This is a genomic window from Pseudovibrio sp. Ad37, from assembly GCF_001623075.1.
Classification (GTDB): domain Bacteria; phylum Pseudomonadota; class Alphaproteobacteria; order Rhizobiales; family Stappiaceae; genus Pseudovibrio.
Window position 1 is genome coordinate 62,681 of record NZ_LMCF01000021.1, and the last position, 20,222, is coordinate 82,902.

Consider the following 20,222-nt stretch of genomic DNA (forward strand, 5'->3'; position numbering starts at 1 on the left):
GCATGTTTGCCTCTGCAAAGATTGGAGAAACCGCCTCTAAACGCTGAGCGACAGCGCGAGTGAGATCAAAATGAACAGAATGATCACGAGCGGAATGGCAAATCGAAGCCACTTGTCATAAGGCACACGGCCAATTGCAAGGCCGCCCATCACAACGGCAAAGGTTGGGTTGAACAGGTTCAGCAGTCCACTGGCGGACTGGAAGGCTGTGACCACATATTCTGCGCCAACATTTGAGAAGCCTGCCAGCGGAGCCATAATCGGCATGGACAGGACTGCGAGGCCCGAGGATGAGGGCACGAAGAACGACAGCACCAGCTCCAGCCAGAACATCACATTGATAAAGGCTACTTTGCTGAGACCACTGACCGCCTGCTCGGACCAGTAAAGGATTGTATCGGTAATTGAACCAGCATCCATCACCACAACGATACCGCGGGCAACCCCGATGATCAGCGCGACACCAAGCAGATCACGCGCACCATCCAGGAAGTTGTCGACGAACTCGTGTTCACCTTGTCGGGCAACGATCCCCACGAGAATAGAGGCTGCGAGGAAGAGGGCAGCCATTTCGCCCATCCACCAGCCAAGGACAGCAACACCATAGATCAGTAGTCCGAAGGTGACGACGAAGATCGCCATAATCCAGCCGTGCTTTGCCGTGAAGTCGGGAATATCGTCCGTTGAAACGCCTTGCAGGAAGTGCTTTTCGTTTTCTTCCTTCATTTCGGAAACAAGGGAAGAAGTATGATCAGCTTTCACCTTTGCAGCATAACGCATTACCCAAGCCACACAGACTAGCCAACCAACAATCAGGATAAGGAAGCGAAGGCCGATGCCGTCGGTAAAAGGCACACCAGCTGCGTTGGAAGCGATGACGGTTGCGAACGGGTTGATGGTTGAGCCAAGCGTACCGATGCCTGCGCCCAGAAGAATAACGGCAACACCCGTCATAGAGTCATAACCTGCGCGGATCATCACTGGAATGATGAGCGCGTAAAATGCAAGACTTTCCTCCGCCATCCCATAGATCGTGCCCCCAGCTGCAAAGAAGGCCATCAGTATCGGGATCATCAGGTTCTCTCGCCCCTTTAATCCTGTCATAATCTTAGCGATCCCTGCATCAATTGCACCTGTTCGGGTCACAACCATCAGGAAGCCACCAATCACAAGAACAAACACCGCAACGTCGATGGCATTCGCCGTGTAGGAGATCGGATCATAAAGACCTGCAATTGGAGCCATAAAGACTTCAACAGGGCCTTGAGGATTGGCCTCTACCAGATGATAGGTGCCGGGGACTGGAACTTCCTTATCGAGGATTGGGTTGATCACCCGATCATACTTCCCAGCAGGAACGAACCAGGTTGCAATTGCAACGAGAATGATGAGGGCAAATAGAATTGTAAACGCGGTAGGAAACTTGAACTTCGACATTTGCTTTTCCGCTTGGTTATGTGTCGAATGTAAACATGCTCCTACTACCTAATATCTATGCGTATACTTGCGTCAACATGTCTTCTGTTTCTTGATTAAGCGTCATTGCAAATAAAATATTGTGAGGCGTTGGGCAGTTTTTAAGTAAAGTTGAAGATGATATTCGAGGTGATCTAACTAAGTTGCAACAATCAACCGACAATAGGGCAAGGCAAACTATTGCAAATCATCTGCTTCTGTCAGATGTTGCATTGCGAAAGGAATAAATCACGAAAATACAATGATTTAACTGAACGAAAAGGACTTTAGAGAAAACTCAATAACATGCAAACTAGTTTTTCTGGGTCGTAATAAGGAACCGAATGCGTGCTTGTCAGATCAGCTCCAATCAAGGAAATGCCCTGTGCTTCCAGCTCAGCCCAATCAAATTCAGCAGCATGTTTTTCATCTGTGACGACAAAATTGAGTAGCTTGTCTGTTGGCGTATCTTCCCCCGCATCAGCGCGCAGATGTTCCAAGAGTGCATCCACCGTCTCATTTGGGCTCATCCCGAATTGCTCAGGATCATTGCCGAGGTTAGGGACATACACTTTCGGGTTTGGGCTACGTGCAATAGACTTGCCCACGCCCTTTGGCAGAAGGTTTGCAATCAAGCTGCTGTGAAAGCTTCCTGGAGGATAGCAGATCATGTCCGCAGTCTCGATAAGATGCTGCTTTTTAGGAGAGACTTCAATCTCCACCGGATCACCTCCAGCCAAAGAACGGGTCAGATAGGTCCGTTGAATCCGGCTTGCAATGGGCGAGGTTTCTTTGCCAGTCATATTATGCTGGCCCACAATGATTTCACCAGAATCCAGCTCAACAGCCAGATGTAAACGTGCATCGACTGTCGCCAGAACTGTGCCGAGCGTGTTCACCAGTTTTGAGAATAGGAAGATGATCGGATCAAGCTTCTGATTGTTGTTCAGATACCCCCCGGCAAGGATCAGATTTCCAATGCTGGCGCCTCTAAGATCGAAGTCTGATGGCATTGCATCATGAAAAAATGCCAGCTGATGCCGGATCAGGCGTCTCATTGGATTGGGAACCCGTGCGATCAGTTGATCATGCCCTTCCAACAAATCCACCAGTTCACCGTGCAAGTCATCAAGAGAAGCTGTTTTTGGAAACCTATGTGTGAAGAGACGGTAGATCTCGGACTGCCCAAGAACGCTTTCATCTGCCAGTGCAATCAAGCGTGAGCGCAGATCTCCGATTGCAGGCATACCAAAGGCATGACGCAAAACAGCAGAACTTCCACCGCTATCAAACGGAGTCATCAGGTGAATGGAGTTGTGGGTGTACTGCTTCAAAGCGCGGGCTGTTGGATTTAGCGCACTTCCTCCGCTGAAGAACAAGAGGGCAGGGCCAAGTTCTGGCAGACGCTTGTAGCGACTGATGCGAACAGGATCTGGTAGGTTTAGACCGCGCGTAACACTGAACTGCTGCATAAATGAACTTGCCCGACTGAGTGACTTTCGATCCCAGTTACCATAGGAGATCTATTCCTCTGGTTTACCGCTAAATTGCAGAAACCACTCAACTAAATAAGAAGCATCCCCAAAGAACTCTTGGGATAATGATTAATATTTAATGCCTCTAAGAAGCATTAAAGTAAATTTCCAATTAGATATGTCAGGGATTCAGTAAAATTTCTGTCAAATCAAAAATGAATATTCGTTGCTCATGAACCAGAGAGATGAAAATAAGAGAAAATTCCTGTAGTTCTTGTGGGTTTGATGGGTATTCTTGGTATCTGTATTTGACACCGACAAATTCAGAGGATGTAAAGCTCTGGAAATAATAAACATAGAGAGAATAACATGAGTTCGCAGGCCCGGCCCGTTACTCAAGCACAAGCTCAAAACACATTTATACCCATTCCCCAAGCATTCATGGAATCTGTCGAGCGTCTTGCAGACAAACCAGCATATTTTGTTCGTGGGAAAGATAGATGGGAAGCAACGAGCTGGACCGAATATGGCGAGCAGGTACGTAACGCTGCAAAAGCACTGCTCGCACTGGGCGTTAATCCCGGCGACTCTGTTTGTATTCTAAGTTACAATCGTCCTGAATGGACCATCATGGACGTAGCTGCCATGATGATCGGGGCTGTACCAACGGGCATTTACTGGACAGCTGCTGCACCTGAGATCAATTACATCCTGCGCCATTCGCAAGGCCGCATCTTGCTTGCTGAAACCAAAACTCAGCTCAAAGGTATAGGCGAGCAAGCGGAGAACATGCGCCACCTGCGTAAGACCATTCGTTTGGATGGGCGCGTCGAAAATCCAGATCAATACACATGGGCTAGCTTTATGTCTCTGGGTGAGAACAGCCCTGGACTGGATGCTGAGCTTGACCAACGCCTCAATGACATCGCTGCCGAAGACATTGCACTCCAGATTTACACCTCGGGGACGACAGGTTTGCCAAAAGCCGTGCAGATCAGCCATCGCGCAATCCGTGCAGAATCTGATGCACTGAATCTGGCCTTTAAGCCGACCTCAGCTGACCGCTATATTTCCTATCTGCCCATGGCTCATATCGCAGAGCAGTGTGGCACCATTATTCAGGCTTGTGACACTGGCTACCCGGTTTACTACGCCAAGTCCGTAACCAGTCTGGGGGAGCACTTGACAGAGGTGAGGCCGACTGTAACCTTTGGGGTTCCGCGAATTTTTGAGAAGATCAATGAGAAAGTCGAAAAGCAGCTCAGCAAAGAGAAAGGCTTCAAAGGCAAACTCATCCAATGGTCTCTTCAAATCAGCAAGGATTGGTACAAAGAAAGCATCAACGGCAAGTCTGCTGGCTTGGTACTGAACACTAAAAAGAAGATCGCGAACCGTCTCGTACTCGATAAGATCAAACACAAGATCGGCCTCGATAAAATGCGCATGTTCGTGAGCGGTGGTGCGCCCGTATCCAAACGCGTTCTGGAGGCCTTTACAGGACTGGATATCGTCATCCGCGAAGTCTATGGCCAGTCAGAAAACTGTGGTGGTGCGACCATCAACATCATTGGAGCAACCCGTCTGGGTTCTGTCGGAAAGCCTATGGATGGTGTCACGATCAAGATCGCCGCAGATGGTGAGATCCTCTGCAAGGCAGACACCAACTTCTCTAGTTATGCGCATGATCCTGCCGCAACAGATGAATCTCTGCGCGATGGTTGGCTCTACAGCGGCGATATCGGCTACTTCGACAAGGAAGGCTATCTCTTTATCACAGGCCGTAAAAAAGAGCTTATCATCACCTCTGGAGGTAAGAACATCTCGCCTGCGTTGCTTGAGCAAGACCTTATGGAAATTCCTTTTGTCGAATATGCTGTTGTTGCAGGCAACAATCAGAATTTTTTAAGTGCTCTGATCACCATTGATGGTGCGATGGCACAGCGATTTGCAACTGAGAACAACATCGAGCCTGAAGATGTTCTGAAATCAGATCAGTTGCGGAGTATAATTCAGGCCAGCATCAAAAAAGTGAATGCACGTCATTCACGGGTTGAGCGTATTCGCAAGTTTGAGATCTTACCAGATGGCTTCTCGATCCAGACCGGCGAACTGACGCCAACATTGAAGATCAGACGTGCGAAAGTACTCAATAACCATGCTGATGCTCTGGAAGCAATCTACAAGCACGACGATTAAAGCAGGTCCCTGATGTCAGAAGCCCCTTGGTCCAGAGGCATGGTCCAAGGGGCTTCCAAGGGATAAAGCAGGGGCCAAAGCTTACCTACTTTTCATCAAGGAACCAGTTTGCTGCATTGTTGTAGCAAATGTCCCTGATCATGCCTCCCGCAAGCTCAAAATCACCCGGAATGTGGCCTTTATCCATCCACTCCCCAACGATCCTGCAAAGCAAGCGACGGAAATACTCGTGTCGAGGGAAAGATAGGAACGATCTGCTGTCTGTCAACATGCCGAGGAACTGAGAAAGCAGTCCCATCTGCGCAAGTTGTGTCATCTGGCGTTCCATGCCGTCCAGTTGGTCATTGTGCCACCAGCCTGTTCCTGCTTGAATTTTGCCGCCGAAGGAACCGTCCTGGAAATTTCCGGCTGTTGTTACGACAACTTCGTTCTTGGTTGGATCAAGAGAATACAGCACAGTTCTGGGCAATGCTTTTTCACGATCTAACGTGTCGAAGAACTGGTTGAGTGGATTAGCAAGCTCACGATCATCAATGCCATCACAGCCGACATCTGGCCCCAGCGCTTTGAACATGCGGCTACGGTTGTTCCGTGTTGCGCCAATGTGCATCTGCATCACCCAGCCACGTTTTGCGTATTCCTTTCCTAGGAACACCTGAACAGCTGATTGAAATGCAGTCACATCGTCAATACTCAGCGTTGCTCCGCCTTGCCCTTCTTTAAAGATGCGGTTCAATTCGGTGCCGGACGGAACCGGGCAGAACAGCATGGAGTCCAGACCATGGTCCGCCGCACGGCAACCATGTCGTCCAAAGTGATCCAACCGAATGGATAGCGCCTCAAGCAAACGCTCATACTTGTCGATATGGAAACCAACGGTTCTGCTGAGTTTCATGATGTAATCAGGAAACGTCGGCTTATCGATCTTGAAGGCCGGGTCAGGCCGGAAGGTGGGCCGAACAACCATTGTAGAGGTTGGATCCTGCGCGATCATCTTATGCCAATGCAGGTCATCGCAAGGGTCATCAGTCGTTCCCAGCATCTTCACGTGCTGCATCTGCAACAGGCCACGAGCGGAAAATGGTTTGGTCGCAAGCTTTCCGTTGCAAACTTCCCAGACAGTCTCAGCAGACTTCTCTGAGAGGATCACACCTTCCAGCCCGAAGTAGCGATACATCTCCAGATGCGTCCAATGGTACAGCGGGTTCCCAAGAAACTTCGGCATCACGGAAGCGTAGGCGACGAACTTCTCTTTGAAGCTGGTGCCCTTACCGGTGATGAGGCTTTCATCAATCCCGGCCCACCGCATAGCACGCCATTTGTAGTGATCGCCCTCAAGCCAGACGCGGCCAATATCATCAAAGCGATGGTCTTCAGCAATGGTCTGCGGACATAAGTGGTTGTGGTAGTCCACGATTGGCATTTCAGCTGCATAGTCGTGGTAAAGCCGCTGTGCTGCTTCTGTCTCGAGGAGGAAGTCTTGTCCAAGAAATGGCTGCATCGTTTTTGCCCTGAAGGTAGGGGGATTGATCCTGTGACCAATCCCTGAGTATGAGCGTTTGCTCAGCCTGCGGCCGAGCAAGGATTTCCGTAAAACCTAGTCAACCAAATCAGCGACGGCCTGCGCGGCACCTTTTTCTGCCACTGCGCAGTAGGCCTTGTGAACCGCTTTCTTGAACTTATCGTTAGCAACAAGTTCAGATGGGAACACAGAATGCATAGCAAGCAGTGCATCGACATAGGTTGTTGCGTCGCCGCCGTCTTTGGCGACAATTTCGGCAAGCTTCTCTTTCATCGGATCAACTACTTCGTAACTTTCGCCATTGCGATCCGCGCGGATGTAGTTCATCCAGCCACCAATACCGAGCACCAGATGACGATAGTCGCCGCCATTGGCGAGATGAAACTTCACAGAGTTTAACCAGCGCTGCGGCATCTTCTGCGTTCCATCCGCAGCAATCTGCCAGGTACGGTGTTTCAGCTTGGAGTTGGAGTAGCGTTTGAGCAATGAGTCCGCATAAGCCTCCAAATCCACATCGCCTGGAACATCCAGTGTGGGCAACTGTTCATCCACCATCAGCTTGCGCGCTTCTGCGTAAAATACAGGATCGGCAGCGCAATCCGCAATGGTCTCCTTGCCAGCAAGGAAGCCAAGGTAGGCAAGGAAGGAATGAGAGCCGTTCAGAGTGCGAAGCTTCATTTCTTCAAACGGCTCAACATCCGCAACAAGTTGCGCGCCAGCAAGCTCCCACTGTGGCCGTCCAGCTTTGAAGTTGTCTTCAATCACCCACTGACGGAACGGCTCGCATACGATGCCATTCAGATCGACTTGTCCGCCAAGGCTCTCGCGGATGAGGTCTCGGGACTCGTCAGTCAGCGCAGGCACGATGCGGTCCACCATGGTGGATGGAAAAGAGACATTTTCCTCGATCCATGCAGCTAACTCTGCATTCTGCTTGGTCGCAAACTCACGAACAGCAACTCCGCATAGCACGCCATTATGAGGTAAGTTATCGCAAGACATCACCGTGATAGGGCCGTTGCCAAGCGCCCGACGTTTCGCAAGGCCAGCAACGATCAATCCGATAGCGGTTTGGGGAGCTTCTGGTGCTCTTAGATCCTGCTGGATCATTGGATTATCCAGATCCAGCTTCCCGTTTGTAACGCAGTAGCCTTTCTCGGTAATGGTGAGAGAAATGACCTTCAGCTGCTCTTCGGCTAGTCCGTCGATCAGTGTTGATACGCCATCGCGTGCCACGTGTTGTGTCTCGCATACAGCACCGAGGAGCCGGGTATTGGTGCCCTCATCAGCAGTCTCAACCAACGTGTAGAGGTGATCATTCTCTGCAAGCTTATTGAACAGATCCGGCGTGCCGAACAACTCAATCACCCGCAAGCCCCAATCTCCACCACCGGCAGCAAGTGTTTCGTGCAGATGCATTGCAACATGAGCACGGGCAAAGGCACCAAAACCAATATGAGCGACACGCGGCTTTAGTGATGTACGATCATAAGATGGGACAGACACATCACCTGGAAGCGCATTGAGATCGAGTTTCTGAAATTCAAAAGTCATAGGAGGTGGACCTTATCAAAGCTCATTGAGTGAGAAAGTGTTAGTGTCATCCGAAACCTTTTGTCCGTTCACGACCACAGTCGGAACAAGACCATTCGGTGAGCGGCCTTTGATGAAAACGGAAAGTTCTCGTCCATCAATCTCAAGTGAACCGCTGCGGCACAAAGTTAAAATTTGCTCGTTGGAACTGCAGGAAAGAACCATATGCAAGGTGCTGTGCGTGCCATCGAGCCATTTATGGCTGATGCCATCATCTTCAAAAACAGCAAGCTCTCGCTTTCCGGTGCCTTGGAACGGGAAGATCGCCAGGGCTTCAAGATGGCACTCAGTGGTGTTTTTAGCTGTTGGGTTAGCAAGCGGAATGACGGTACCAGCACGCACGAACAGGGGGAGGCGTTCCAAAGGTGCATCAACAACGATGGTCTGTCCGCTCTTGTGATACGCGCCTGTATCGAATTCGTACCAGCCATCGCCATTATCTGGCAGATAAACCTCACGTATTGTCGCTCCTTGCTCAACCACAGAAGCAACCAACAGGTCCTTGCCGAGCAGATAATCATCCGTCTCCGCAAAGGTGCGCGCGTCTCCTTCGTGATCAAGGAATGTTGGGCGCAAAAGCGGCTCATCCATCACATGCATGTCGTGCAGCATGGTGTAGAAATACGGCATCAGATGCTGACGCAGTTGGATGGCATTGCGGATGAGGGGCGTAACTTCCGGATACATCCAGGCTTCATTGACCGTTGCATCATCATTCCACGAATGGATCGTGAAACGCGGATGCATGACGCCATTTTGAACCCAGCGTACAAACAACTCAGGATCAGGACGAGCACCAGAGAAGCCGCCCACATCGTGGCCGACATTGTAGATACCTGACATCGACAGCCCGAGACCCATCTTGATGTTGTATTTCAGGTTGTTCCAGCCAGTTCGGTTATCACCAGTCCACGTCTGTACATAGCGTTGCAAGCCGGGACAGCCACTGCGAGAGATTAGATAAGGGCGTTCTTCCGGTGCATACTCCACCTGTGCTTCATAAGAGGCACGCATCATCAGGAAAGAATGAAGCGGACGAATGAGCCCGACGTCAATCTCTTCACCAAACCCCTGACAGCGAGCAGAGAAATCCCAGATCTCATACTCGTTGTTGTCGTTCCAGGTAGAACCGATACCGCGCTCAAGCAACTGCTCGGTGAGGTTGGCTTTCCACCAACTCACAGTATCCGGATTGGTGAAGTCGAGGTGAGAACCTTCATCATCCCAGAACAGAGACCGCTCTGGCTGATCAACCTCACTGTCTTGAATGAACAGGCCTTTCGCTGCCACATCACCATACATAGGATGGTCCTGTAGTAGACATGGCTTGATGTTCGCGGCGAGATGAACGCCAGCATCCAGAAACTTTGAAGTCATGGCTTTTGGATCAGGACATTTCTCGTAGTTCCAGTTGAACACATAGCGCTTGGAGCCAATTGATGTGTAACCGGAGGAAAGCTGGAAACTGTCGCAAGGAATGGCGTGCTCTTTGATCAGATCAACAAAGCCTTCCAGCTGTTCCTGCGCATTCTCCGCATCGGTGTAATACATGGTCGAGCCGGAATACCCGAGGCTCCACTTCGGTGGGAAGATGTGCTTGCCAGTCAGCCAAACCTGCGTCTTGGTCACCTCCAATAGGGAAGGGCCAAGCATAAAGTAATAGTCCAGATCTCCGTCTTCAGCACGGTATGATCTGTAAGGCTGATGATAGTTGTCGATCTCGTTGCCAAGATCAAACCAGCAGCTCACAAGATTGTCGTAGAACACCCCATAAGAGACACCAGAACCGGTGCGTGTCAGCGTAAACGGCAGATGTTTGTAAAGTGGGTCGGTGGTCTCTGCATCATACCCCATTGCATCCAGATTACGCATTTCGTAGCGGCGACCATTGCGCAGCAGATCGCCAGTCTTTTCACCGAGACCATAAATCCGGTCATCTGCAGGTTGGCTGAAGAAATGCGAGTTCTTGTGATCTTTAACGCCTAGCATATAAGCGCCTGTAGGCCGTTCGCTGGCGATAACCTGGTAAGACCCGTCTTCGCATTTTGCCTCCCAGATTATCTGAAGCGGCGTTTTCACGCAGACGCGCAAAGCCCGCGTCTCCAGTGTAAGTGTATCCTCTGCAAGCTCTTGCTTAAACTCTGGCAGCGAAAAGCCTTCGACAGAAAGACGAGACCGGCCTTCAAACGGTACCGGCGTTTCTGCCGGAGTGATGGACCATGTTCGTCCTTGCCGGAACTCACCATTCTTGCGCAAAAGAACCCGAACAAGCTTGTCTTCAAGAACGAACAGAGAAAGCAGATGCTTGTTATCTACAAGCAGGTCAACCCGGTTCTGTTCGGTCGCGATGTAGGACCACTTACCTAGCGTTTTCATTATGCTTCAACCAGTTTTGTTGGGTGTTGTTATGGTTGCAAAGTGTCTGTCTGTTATCCGCCGTAACCAAGAATGACGCGCGGCAGGAACAGGCTGATTTCTGGAATGAAAGTCACCAGCATCAGGATGGAAATCACCGCAGCATAGAATGGCAGCATTGGTTTGATCAGATCCTGAATAGCAACTTTGCCTACAGAGCAACTGATGAACAACGCACTGCCCACTGGCGGCGTAATGATGCCGATGCACAGGTTGTAGGTCATCATGATACCGAAGTGCACAGGATCCATGCCAAGCTCAGTCGCGACAGGCAGGAAGATTGGTGTGAAGATCAGCAGCGCAGGGGTCATGTCCATAAAAGTACCAATCACCAGCAGGCAGATGTTGATCACCAGCATGATGATGAATGGGTTCTCGGAAACATTCGCCAGCGCTTCACCAATTGCGTACGGAATGTCAGAGAATGTCATGGCCCAGGACATGCCGATAGAGCAACCAATCAGCAGCAGCACGATGGAACTGGTGATCGCACTCTCAAGAATGATGGTTGGTAGATCAGTGACCTTCACTTCGCGGTAAATGCCAACCGCCAGCAGCAAGGTGTAAACAACCGCCACCGCAGAAGCTTCAGTCGCTGTGAAGACGCCACCAATGATACCGCCCATGATGATGAAGATGAGCAACAACGGCAGGAAAGCATCAGCGATTTTGAAGAGGATCTCTTTGAAACTTGGCAGCGGGATCAGCGGATAGCCACGTTTCGCAGCAACGATACCAGCCACAACCATCACACCAAGACCCATCAGGATACCTGGCAAGTATCCGGCAACGAACAGCGTTGCCACGGATGTGCCACCAGAGATCAGAGAGTAAACGATCAGCGTTGAGGAAGGTGGGATCAGCATGCCAGTTGGGCAGGAGGCTGCATTCACCGCAGCAGAAAAGGCAGGGTCATAGCCTTCTTTGCGCTGTAGCGGAGACATGATGCCACCGATTGCAGCAGCAGAGGCTACAGCAGAGCCCGAAATGGAGCCAAACAGCATATTTGCCAGAACGTTGACGTGTGCCAAAGCCCCCGGCAAACGTCCGCCAACAATCTTGGCCAGCTCAATCAAGCGGCGTGCGATACCGCCAGAGTTCATGATGTTGCCAGCGAGAATGAAGAACGGGATCGCCAACAGTGTAAAGCTGTCCAGACCACTCGCCATCTTCTGTGAAACAACAAAAAGGGCCTGATCAAACGAGATCAGAAAGGTGATTGTTGCTGTTGCCGCCAGCCCGATTGCAAAGGAGATCGGCACGCCGAGTGTAACGAGAATGCCAAACACACCAAACAGAATAAGACCGCTTTGAAGCTCACTACTTAAAAATTCCATCAGACTTACTCTTATTTTGCAGCAGGATCAGCGGCATCAGGCATCTGGTCGTTTGGACCTGTGCCCGTGCCATTGACGAGACCAATGAAGAACTCAATGCAGTAGAACAGCATGATGCCGCCAGAGAACGGAATAGCTGCGTAGATGTAGCCCATTGGAACGCGAAGAGCGGGCGAGACCTGCCCGTTGGCGAGTGTCTTCAGGACCAGTTGTCCGCCGCCGTAAAACATGACAACACCTGAGAAGAAGGCGATCGCCAGAATGATGAAGTAATCTGAAAACAATTTCCGTTTGCCGACCAGTGAGCCGGTTAAAAGATCAATTGCCAGGTGTCTTCGCATTCCAAGCGTATAGGCCGCACCAATCAGGCCGATCCACATAAACATGAAACGAGCAAGTTCATCGGTCACGGTGCTTGGCGTGCCAAGAACGTATCTCGAAAAAACCTGCCAAACCACACACACCACGAGCACGACAAAAACCGACACCGTGACGGCCTTGAGGATCGTGTTAACTATTTTGGTCAGCGCTTGCATTTTATTTCCCTAATCCAGGTGAAGGCGCGGGCTCAGTATGCAGAAAGAATCTACAGTGGGCGACCAATTTCTCCTGAGGGGTTGTTTAGGAGATCTTGAATTCGTGAGAGGGTTTCAGTTGGAGATCTGCAAATCTACGGATATCCAATGAATCCAATTAAATTACCTCTCCTCCAATTAATTGCTGATTTTTGATTATTGGTCAACCAATATGATAAAATGGTTTGACAATGTCGCAGTTTTGTACAAATGTGACATGTGTGGAGAGAGGTTTGGTTGATCTCCTTTCTCCACAATTCAACGGTATCAGCGGAATTGCTCTGACCTCTTGTTTTTAAAGGAAGATGTAGAGACGGGAGCAATGCCAACCAATGGTAGCGTGCTGAAAGATGTATTCTGAGGCAAAGGGAAGAGGAACAAGCTCTCAGTCAGCTATTTAAACTATTTATAACAGCAGCTTGAGAGTTTGGATTATTGGTTTGATACATACATTTCGGAATGATGAGGCTCTTTGAGTGTACAGAGGTTCCGGTGTGATGATTTTCAGATCAATGGCACGTTCGCCTGATTTTCTCAAATACACACAAATAGGTCGACCAACTTGGACGGATGTCCCAACAACGACGAAACCAATATTGGTCAACGAGGATCAGTGATGCTTGAGCGGATGGAAGGTGCCGATAACGGCCTGGCTTGCTTGCATGATGAGGACTATGACGTTCCTTTCAATAAGCAGAATCTGAACAGCAGCACGCTGATTTTCACAGGCGGCCGTAAGGCTGAGTCGCTAAACGGAGAGTGGAACTTCTGCGTCGACCTGCTGGATACCGGTCTACGCCAGAAATGGTTCTCTTTCACTTCAGAAGCGCCGGAAGATAAGACTGAGCCGTACGATTACGACCCTTATGCGGGCGAGACCGTTCCAGTCCCTTCGTGCTGGTCCGTGCTCAAGGACAAATGGTACTTCTTTGAAGGCAGTGCGTGGTACACCCGCCCGCTGGATCTGGAAGACGTGCCGGAAGACGAACGCCTTTTCCTCAGAGTAGGGGCGGCTCAATACGACTGTAAGGTGTTCCTGAATGGCGAGTTTCTCGGCAACCACTACGGCGGGTCCACACCATTCAATGTAGAGCTAACCGATCACGCAAAATCAGGTCGCAACTGGTTGATGCTGTGCGTGAACAACACCCGCACGCTGGATCGTGTCCCGATGCGAAATACCGATTGGTTCAACTACGGTGGCATTTATCGGGACGTAGAGCTCTATAGAACCCCGAAAACATTCATCTCAGATTTCTTCGCTTACCTGATCCCTGACAGCTCCTACGATAAAATCGCGATTGAGCTGCAGGTCAACGGTCCAGACAGAGCGTCCGTCACAGTCGAATTCAAAGAGTTGGGCATCAAGTCTGAGGTTCCCGTTGACAAAGACGGCTTCGGAAAACTGGTTATCCCATCAAAACCAGAGCTGTGGTCACCAGAACACCCGCGCCTCTATCAGGCAACAGCCTCTGTTGGTGAAGATCGTGTCGAAGACATGATCGGGTTCCGTCAGATAGATCAAGTCGGAACGGACGTTCAGCTCAATGGCAAGCCAATCTTTTTCCGAGGCATCTCCGTGCACGAGGATGACGAGTTCACCGGCAAAGTCTTACGTGATGAGGATCTGGAGCAACGGTTCCGACATGCCAAGGAGCTGAACTGCAACTTCATGCGGTTCGCCCACTACCCGCATGATGAGCGCGCCGCCAAAATGGCCGATCGTGAAGGTATTCTTCTTTGGGAAGAGATACCGGTTTACTGGGCAATCGACTTCAAGAACCCGGATACCCTCAAAGACGCCCGCAACCAGCTTCAGGAGCTAATCAAGCGTGATCGCAACAGAGCATCTGTCGTCATCTGGTCTGTTGGGAATGAGAATCCAGACACTGACGAGCGCCTTTCGTTCATGAAGCACCTGGTCGATACCGCAAAAGAGATGGACCCAACACGCCTGACCTCTGCTGCTTGCCTTGTGAACCACACCAAGAACCGTATCGAGGATCGCCTGATCCAGCATATCAATGTGATCGGCATCAACGAGTACTATGGCTGGTATGAGGAGAATTTCGACGACCTGATCGACTTCTTGGACAACTCCGAGCCGGGCAAACCTGTAGTCATCTCCGAAACTGGTGCAGATGGTTACATAGGTGAGGGCAAGTTGGAGAAGGGCTTCTTCAGTGAGAGTTACATGGCTGAGGTTTACCGCAAGCAGATTGCCACCTTACGCCAGCGAGAATTCGTAAAGGGCATCTCACCATGGATTCTCTATGATTTCCGTGTCGAACGTCGACAGAACATGTTCCAGCAAGGTTGGAACCGCAAAGGCTTGATCGCCTCAGACAAGAAAACAAAGAAAACAGCCTTCAAACTTCTTGCAGATTTTTATGCAGAGCTGAAAGCGAAAAACTGATCTGGATTGCACCATGACATTAGACTCGAACAGAAGACGTTATCAGGATGTGGCAGAAGAGCTGGTTCGCGATTTAGCGAACGGTGCTTTTGCAATTGGTGACAAGCTCCCTACAGAGCGCAAGATTTCTGAGGATCTGGGCGTTAGTCGGTCGCTGGTCAGAGACGCGATGATCATGTTGGAAGTGCAGGGGCTTGTTGATGTACGCAAAGGCTCAGGTACTTATGTGCTCCGTCTTCCTGGTGATGTGACACCAGACAGTTCATTAGAGCAGGACATTGGCCCATTTGAACTGCTGCAGGCACGCCAGCTGTTGGAAAGCAACATTGCAGCTTTTGCCGCAACAATGGCGACCAAGGCCGACGTTATGCAAATGCGCGAGACGCTGGCAAAGGAGCGGGTTGAAATCGAATCCGGTTCCGGAAGCCACAAAGCTGACGAGGAATTCCACCGTCTGGTCGCTCAGGCAAGCCAGAATTCTGTCCTGACTGAATCGGTTGAGCATCTTTGGACCCTGCGCAAGCGTTCCCGCATGTGGGAGCAACTGCACCAGCGCATCTTCGACCAAGGCTATCAGATTAAGTGGCTGGATGATCACCAGGCAATCCTGTCGGCGCTTCAATGCCGGGATCCGCAAATGGCCCGGCAAGCCATGTGGCAGCATCTGGAGAATGTGCGGATGACGCTGTTGGAGCTTTCAGATGTCGATGATCCTGCATTTGACGCATACCTGTTTGATACCGATCCGCTGGCCGCGGTGAATGATCTCAAAAAAATAACCGAAGTGAAATGTTAAACCGGGCCTTGGCCCCAAAATTTGAAAAGCAAAGAGCTAAACATGGAACAGACTTGGCGCTGGTATGGCCCACATGATCCGGTCACTCTCAAAGATGTTCGGCAGGCAGGGGCAACGGGCATTGTCACCGCTCTCCATCACATCCCGAATGGCGTAGTGTGGCCAGTTGAAGAAATTCAAAAGCGCAAAGATGAGATCGAAGCCGCCGGTCTTGTCTGGTCTGTTGTCGAAAGTGTTCCGGTCCATGAGCATATAAAAACGCGCACTGGGGATTTCGAAAAGTATATCGAGACTTATAAGCAATCCATCCGCAATCTGGTGGCCTGCGGCATCACCAAGATCTGCTACAACTTCATGCCTGTACTGGACTGGACACGTACAGATCTGACCTACGAACTGGAAACAGGCGCGACCTGTCTTCGCTTTGATGCGGATGTCTTCACAGCGTTCGATATCTTCATTCTCGAGCGCCCGAACGCTAAAGAAGAATACTCAGCAGAAGAAGTTGCGCGTGCAACTGCTGTTTTCGAAGCGATGTCTCAGGAAGATAAAGACGGATTGGTCAAAACGATCCTTGCCGGACTTCCAGGTTCGGAAGAATCCTACACGGTTGCAGATATTCGCGCCCACCTGGAGCGCTACAACGGCATTGATGCAGATAAGCTCAGAGAGCATCTGGCGCTGTTCCTCAAAGAAGTCATTCCAGTGTGTGCAGAAACTGGAGCGGTGATGGCAATCCACCCGGATGATCCTCCACGTCCTCTTTTGGGTTTGCCGCGGGTTTGTTCCACTGAATCTGATTACGAATATATTTCGAAAGCAGTCGATGTACCTGAGAACGGTTTTACATTCTGCACTGGCTCTCTGGGTGTTCGGGCTGATAATGATCTTGTAGGTATTGTGCAGCGCTACGCCAAGCGCATACATTTCGTCCATCTGCGAGCGACCAAACGCGAAGACAATCCGCTGTCCTTCCACGAGGCGGACCATCTGACTGGCGATGTTGACATGGTTGGTGTGATCTCGGCTTTGGTGGATGAAGAAGAGTGCAGAAAAGCAGCTGGCTCTGATGATCTGATACCGTTCCGTCCAGACCACGGTCATGCCATGCTCTCAGACCTGCAAATGAAATCTGCACCGGGTTATCCAGCAGTGGGCCGTTTGCGTGGCCTTGCAGAGTTACGAGGTGTTGAAACAGCAATACGAGCGATGCGCGAACCTGCATAAGCTAAATTCGGAAAATCAAGCATCAATAAGCCGGAGCATTGCTCCGGCTTTTTTGTACCCACTGTGAAATCAACGAATATTTTATTTGTGTAATATTATTACATAACATATAAAAGCCATCCCCTTCGTGGTGCTGCCCATGGTGAGTTGAGGTGCCTATTGTGCAATTGATTGAGATGGATGGAGTTGGGATCAAACGGCAAGGTCGTTGGTTGATCCAGAATGTGACTCTGAGTGTGAAAGCTGGTGAGATTGTAACGCTAATCGGGCCGAATGGCGCTGGCAAAAGCACGACCGCGAAAACCGCGTTAGGCGTGTTGAAAGCGGATGCCGGAAAGATCAAGCGCAAACCTAATCTCAAAGTCGGCTATGTCCCTCAAAAGCTTGCCGTGGACTGGACAATGCCTTTGACTGTCGGTCGCTTGATGAGCCTGACCGCCAAACCGTCCAAGACTGAGATTGATAAGGTGCTGGAGAAAACGGGCATCTCGCATCTCATCGATGCCAATGTGCAGCAGCTTTCGGGTGGTGAATATCAAAGAGCATTGTTGGCAAGAGCGATCCTGCGCACACCAGACCTTCTTGTTCTGGATGAGCCTGTACAGGGTGTCGACTATTCCGGTGAGATAGGTCTTTACAATCTGATCCTCCAAATTCGTGAGGAACTGAACTGCGGTATCCTGCTCATTTCGCACGACTTGCATGTGGTGATGGCGCAGACAGATACTGTGGTCTGCCTTAACGGCCATGTGTGCTGCAGCGGCGCACCGGAACATGTGGCAGCCTCGGATGCCTACAAGCAGCTCTTCGGAGATGCTGCCTCACAGTCTCTGGCGATCTACCACCACCATCACGACCACAGCCACAAGGCCGACGGAACAATCGTTCCATCCAAAGGGGATTCTGGAGACTGCTGCAATCATGGATGATTTTATTCTAAGAGCCATGTTAGCCGGGATCGGGCTTGCTCTCGTCAGCGGACCTCTTGGCTGTTTCGTCGTATGGCGTCGGATGGCCTATTTCGGCGATACCATGTCCCACTCAGCGCTTCTTGGAGTTGCACTTGCCTTCCTGTTGAACATCAATCTCATGGTGGGCGTCCTGGGTGTGACTGTAACGGTTTCTCTGTGCCTGCTCATCTTGCAAAAACGGGGCTCACTCTCAACGGATGCTTTGCTGGGGTTACTGTCGCATTCGGCCCTTGCACTCGGCATGGTCCTGTTTGCGTTCATGAGCTCAGTGCGTTTTGATCTGCTCTCCCTGCTGTTTGGTGATATCCTCGCTGTTGGCAATGAAGACGTCTTTGCTATTTATGCCTGTGCCGCAGTCATTCTCGGTTTGATGTACTTTCTCTGGCGCCCATTGCTGGCGTCCACGGTCAATCGGGAACTGGCAGAAGCTGAAGGTTTCAATCCAGACCTGACACAGCTCGTTTTTATGGTCATGATGGCAGCAATCATCGCCATTGCCATGAAGATCGTCGGTGTTTTGCTGATCACAGCGCTTCTGATTATCCCAGCAGCAACAGCGCGCTGGTTTGCCAGAACACCGGAGCAAATGGCTGTTGCTTCTTCTATCATCGGTGTTGCGAGTGTTATCCTTGGTCTGGAAGGCTCGCTGCAGTTTGACAGCGCGTCCGGTCCATCCATCGTTGTGGCCAGCCTGTGCTTATTTTTGCTTTCATTGTTTGCATCCCGGCTCATAAACAGAGTATTGGGAAAGGAGCGAGGGCAGTAGAGCGTATTCCCGAAAAGTGGTTCCGGTTTTTGGATAAGAAGACGCTTGAGAACAAAGTGTTCGGGCGTGATGCGTGAATGCATATGAACGCAACAAGCTGTGGAGTGAAAGAAGTGGCAATGGCAACTGCAGAAGTGAAGCTCACAAAAAATCAGCGTCTGGTTCTGGATTTGCTGTGCGCTTCAGATGCACCTATGAGCGCGTACTCCATTCTGGATCAACTTCGCTCTGAGGGACTTCGCGCACCATTGCAGGTCTACCGTGCTCTGGACAAGCTCATCGGGCTGGGCCTGATCCATCGTCTCGAAAGTATGAACGCTTTTGTCGCGTGTGCACATCCCTCATGTCATTCTGTAGAGATGGTTGGCTTTGCGATTTGTGAAGCTTGTGGCAAGGCGCTGGAATTTGCTGACAATGATGTCGCGGAAATTCTGAGCGGTTGGGCCAGCGCGAATGGCTTTGATGCCAAATCAACCTCCATCGAGATTAAAGGTACCTGTGCATCCTGCCAAGAAAAGTTGGAAAACTCCTCAGGAACTGAGTGAAAACCTGCGCCGTAGATCAAAGAGGCTGGGTACATCGCTCTCTGTGTGGTGCAGTTCTGAAGGTTCGATCAGCTCTCGCGAAATCCAGTTTGTCGTGTAAAGCAAAGGCTTCTTCTGTTGGCGCGACGTTGGTTGGCCGCCAAACCCGCTGCCATCGACAAGAATAAGATCACTTGGAAGTTTTCGCCGAAGTTCAGAGAGGCTGGAAAACAGCAGGGAACGGTTCTTACTACATACCTGTAACCCAGTGGCTCGTTCTGCAAGTCTTGCAAGGATATCCGGGAAGGAACGAGTACGTTCACTCACCACGTACCTCAGAAAGATGCCGGGTGAGTAATCCCCAAACAGACTTTCAATATCGTCCTCTGGATGTACTTCGCTCCAATTTCGAAACGGAACATACAGCGCATTTTCGTTGTTGTAGAAGGCTTCATGGCTAACCGCGTTGAAGTGGCCTTGATGTTTGGACGAAAACACAAGGTTCAACTGGTTCTGCTCAGGCGCGATAGCTTCGTCTATAATGCGGAGCCCACCATTATAGAGCGGATCTCCATAGGCAAGCACAAGCGCACCAGAAATGCGTTGAAACGTCTGGTCGAACTCTCTGTCCGGTGAGGGACCGATGCTTAAGAGCAAATCAGAAGCAACAAGGGTGCGCGTGGGGATCGGACATATACCGCCATGATCGCTCCAAATGACCTCAAGGTCGCTCAAACTGGCAAAATCGCTTGGCTGCACAGTTTTCTAGTCCTCTGAAAGATTGAAGCCGGGCCTTGGGAGCCTACAAAATCAATAATGAGGAAAAGTTGACGCTACGGCAAGTGCATGTAAGGCGCAAACAGTCAAACTGGAAAAACAAATTGCTTGCTGTGGCAAGAGCGCTACAGCAACGCCACCTGTTGGACTGGTCGTTGCTGTAACACCCGTAAAAGG

At 50.5% G+C, this 20,222-nt stretch carries 15 protein-coding genes; 7 read left to right on the forward strand and 8 right to left on the reverse strand.

Annotation, left to right across the window (positions count from 1 at the left end; all coding sequences use genetic code 11):
* Positions 1-36: 36 nt before the first annotated feature.
* Positions 37-1,437, reverse strand: coding sequence for a YfcC family protein (locus PsAD37_RS05740; protein ID WP_063295330.1), 1,401 nt, complete (start codon positions 1,435-1,437; stop codon positions 37-39).
* Between the two features lie 305 nt (positions 1,438-1,742).
* A complete protein-coding gene (locus PsAD37_RS05745) occupies positions 1,743-2,927 on the reverse strand; it encodes a GAK system CofD-like protein (protein ID WP_063295331.1) in 1,185 nt (394 codons plus the stop codon).
* Positions 2,928-3,299: 372 nt separating this feature from the next.
* On the opposite strand from PsAD37_RS05745, the gene PsAD37_RS05750 reads away from it, so the two are divergent.
* Positions 3,300-5,126, forward strand: a complete 1,827-nt coding sequence (locus PsAD37_RS05750; protein ID WP_063295332.1) for a long-chain fatty acid--CoA ligase — start codon at positions 3,300-3,302, stop codon at positions 5,124-5,126.
* 85 nt (positions 5,127-5,211) lie between these two features.
* On the opposite strand, the gene uxaC is transcribed toward PsAD37_RS05750, so the two are convergent.
* The 5 genes from uxaC to PsAD37_RS05775 form a co-directional block, all read right to left on the reverse strand.
* The gene (uxaC, locus tag PsAD37_RS05755) at positions 5,212-6,627 is read right to left on the reverse strand and encodes a glucuronate isomerase (RefSeq protein WP_063295333.1); all 1,416 of its coding nucleotides are present in this window, start codon (positions 6,625-6,627) and stop codon (positions 5,212-5,214) included.
* A gap of 96 nt (positions 6,628-6,723) precedes the next feature.
* A complete protein-coding gene (locus PsAD37_RS05760; protein WP_063295334.1) occupies positions 6,724-8,202 on the reverse strand; it encodes a mannitol dehydrogenase family protein in 1,479 nt (492 codons plus the stop codon).
* A gap of 15 nt (positions 8,203-8,217) precedes the next feature.
* Positions 8,218-10,617: a glycoside hydrolase family 31 protein gene (locus PsAD37_RS05765; RefSeq protein ID WP_063295335.1), complete on the reverse strand. Its 2,400-nt coding sequence runs from the start codon at positions 10,615-10,617 to the stop codon at positions 8,218-8,220.
* Positions 10,618-10,670: 53 nt separating this feature from the next.
* A complete protein-coding gene (locus tag PsAD37_RS05770) occupies positions 10,671-11,993 on the reverse strand; it encodes a TRAP transporter large permease (protein ID WP_057464764.1) in 1,323 nt (440 codons plus the stop codon).
* Positions 11,994-12,004: 11 nt separating this feature from the next.
* On the reverse strand, positions 12,005-12,529 hold the full coding sequence (locus PsAD37_RS05775) for a TRAP transporter small permease (protein WP_063295336.1): 525 nt from the start codon (positions 12,527-12,529) through the stop codon (positions 12,005-12,007).
* Between the two features lie 655 nt (positions 12,530-13,184).
* Between PsAD37_RS05775 and PsAD37_RS05780 the strand changes: the two genes are divergently transcribed.
* The 6 genes from PsAD37_RS05780 to PsAD37_RS05805 all read left to right on the forward strand — a co-directional run bounded on the left by PsAD37_RS05780 (position 13,185) and on the right by PsAD37_RS05805 (position 19,289).
* Entirely contained in the window at positions 13,185-14,984 is a 1,800-nt protein-coding gene (locus tag PsAD37_RS05780) for a glycoside hydrolase family 2 protein (RefSeq protein ID WP_063295337.1), read from the forward strand.
* 13 nt (positions 14,985-14,997) lie between these two features.
* Positions 14,998-15,780 carry an FCD domain-containing protein gene (locus tag PsAD37_RS05785; protein ID WP_063295338.1) on the forward strand — a complete coding sequence of 261 codons (783 nt, stop codon included), beginning with the start codon at positions 14,998-15,000 and terminating at the stop codon, positions 15,778-15,780.
* A 42-nt stretch (positions 15,781-15,822) separates the two neighbouring features.
* Positions 15,823-17,007, forward strand: coding sequence for a mannonate dehydratase (uxuA, locus tag PsAD37_RS05790; protein ID WP_063295339.1), 1,185 nt, complete (start codon positions 15,823-15,825; stop codon positions 17,005-17,007).
* A 161-nt stretch (positions 17,008-17,168) separates the two neighbouring features.
* Positions 17,169-17,936, forward strand: a complete 768-nt coding sequence (locus PsAD37_RS05795; RefSeq protein ID WP_063295340.1) for a metal ABC transporter ATP-binding protein — start codon at positions 17,169-17,171, stop codon at positions 17,934-17,936.
* Entirely contained in the window at positions 17,929-18,744 is an 816-nt protein-coding gene (locus PsAD37_RS05800; protein WP_063295341.1) for a metal ABC transporter permease, read from the forward strand. Before PsAD37_RS05795 ends, PsAD37_RS05800 begins: the two co-directional genes overlap by 8 nt.
* A gap of 119 nt (positions 18,745-18,863) precedes the next feature.
* Positions 18,864-19,289 (forward strand): Fur family transcriptional regulator, encoded by a 426-nt coding sequence (locus tag PsAD37_RS05805; RefSeq protein WP_063295352.1) that lies wholly within the window; start codon positions 18,864-18,866, stop codon positions 19,287-19,289.
* Here the strand turns inward: PsAD37_RS05805 and PsAD37_RS05810 are convergent.
* Positions 19,275-20,027: a hypothetical protein gene (locus PsAD37_RS05810; RefSeq protein WP_063295342.1), complete on the reverse strand. Its 753-nt coding sequence runs from the start codon at positions 20,025-20,027 to the stop codon at positions 19,275-19,277. The genes PsAD37_RS05805 and PsAD37_RS05810 overlap by 15 nt on opposite strands.
* Positions 20,028-20,222: the final 195 nt, after the last annotated feature.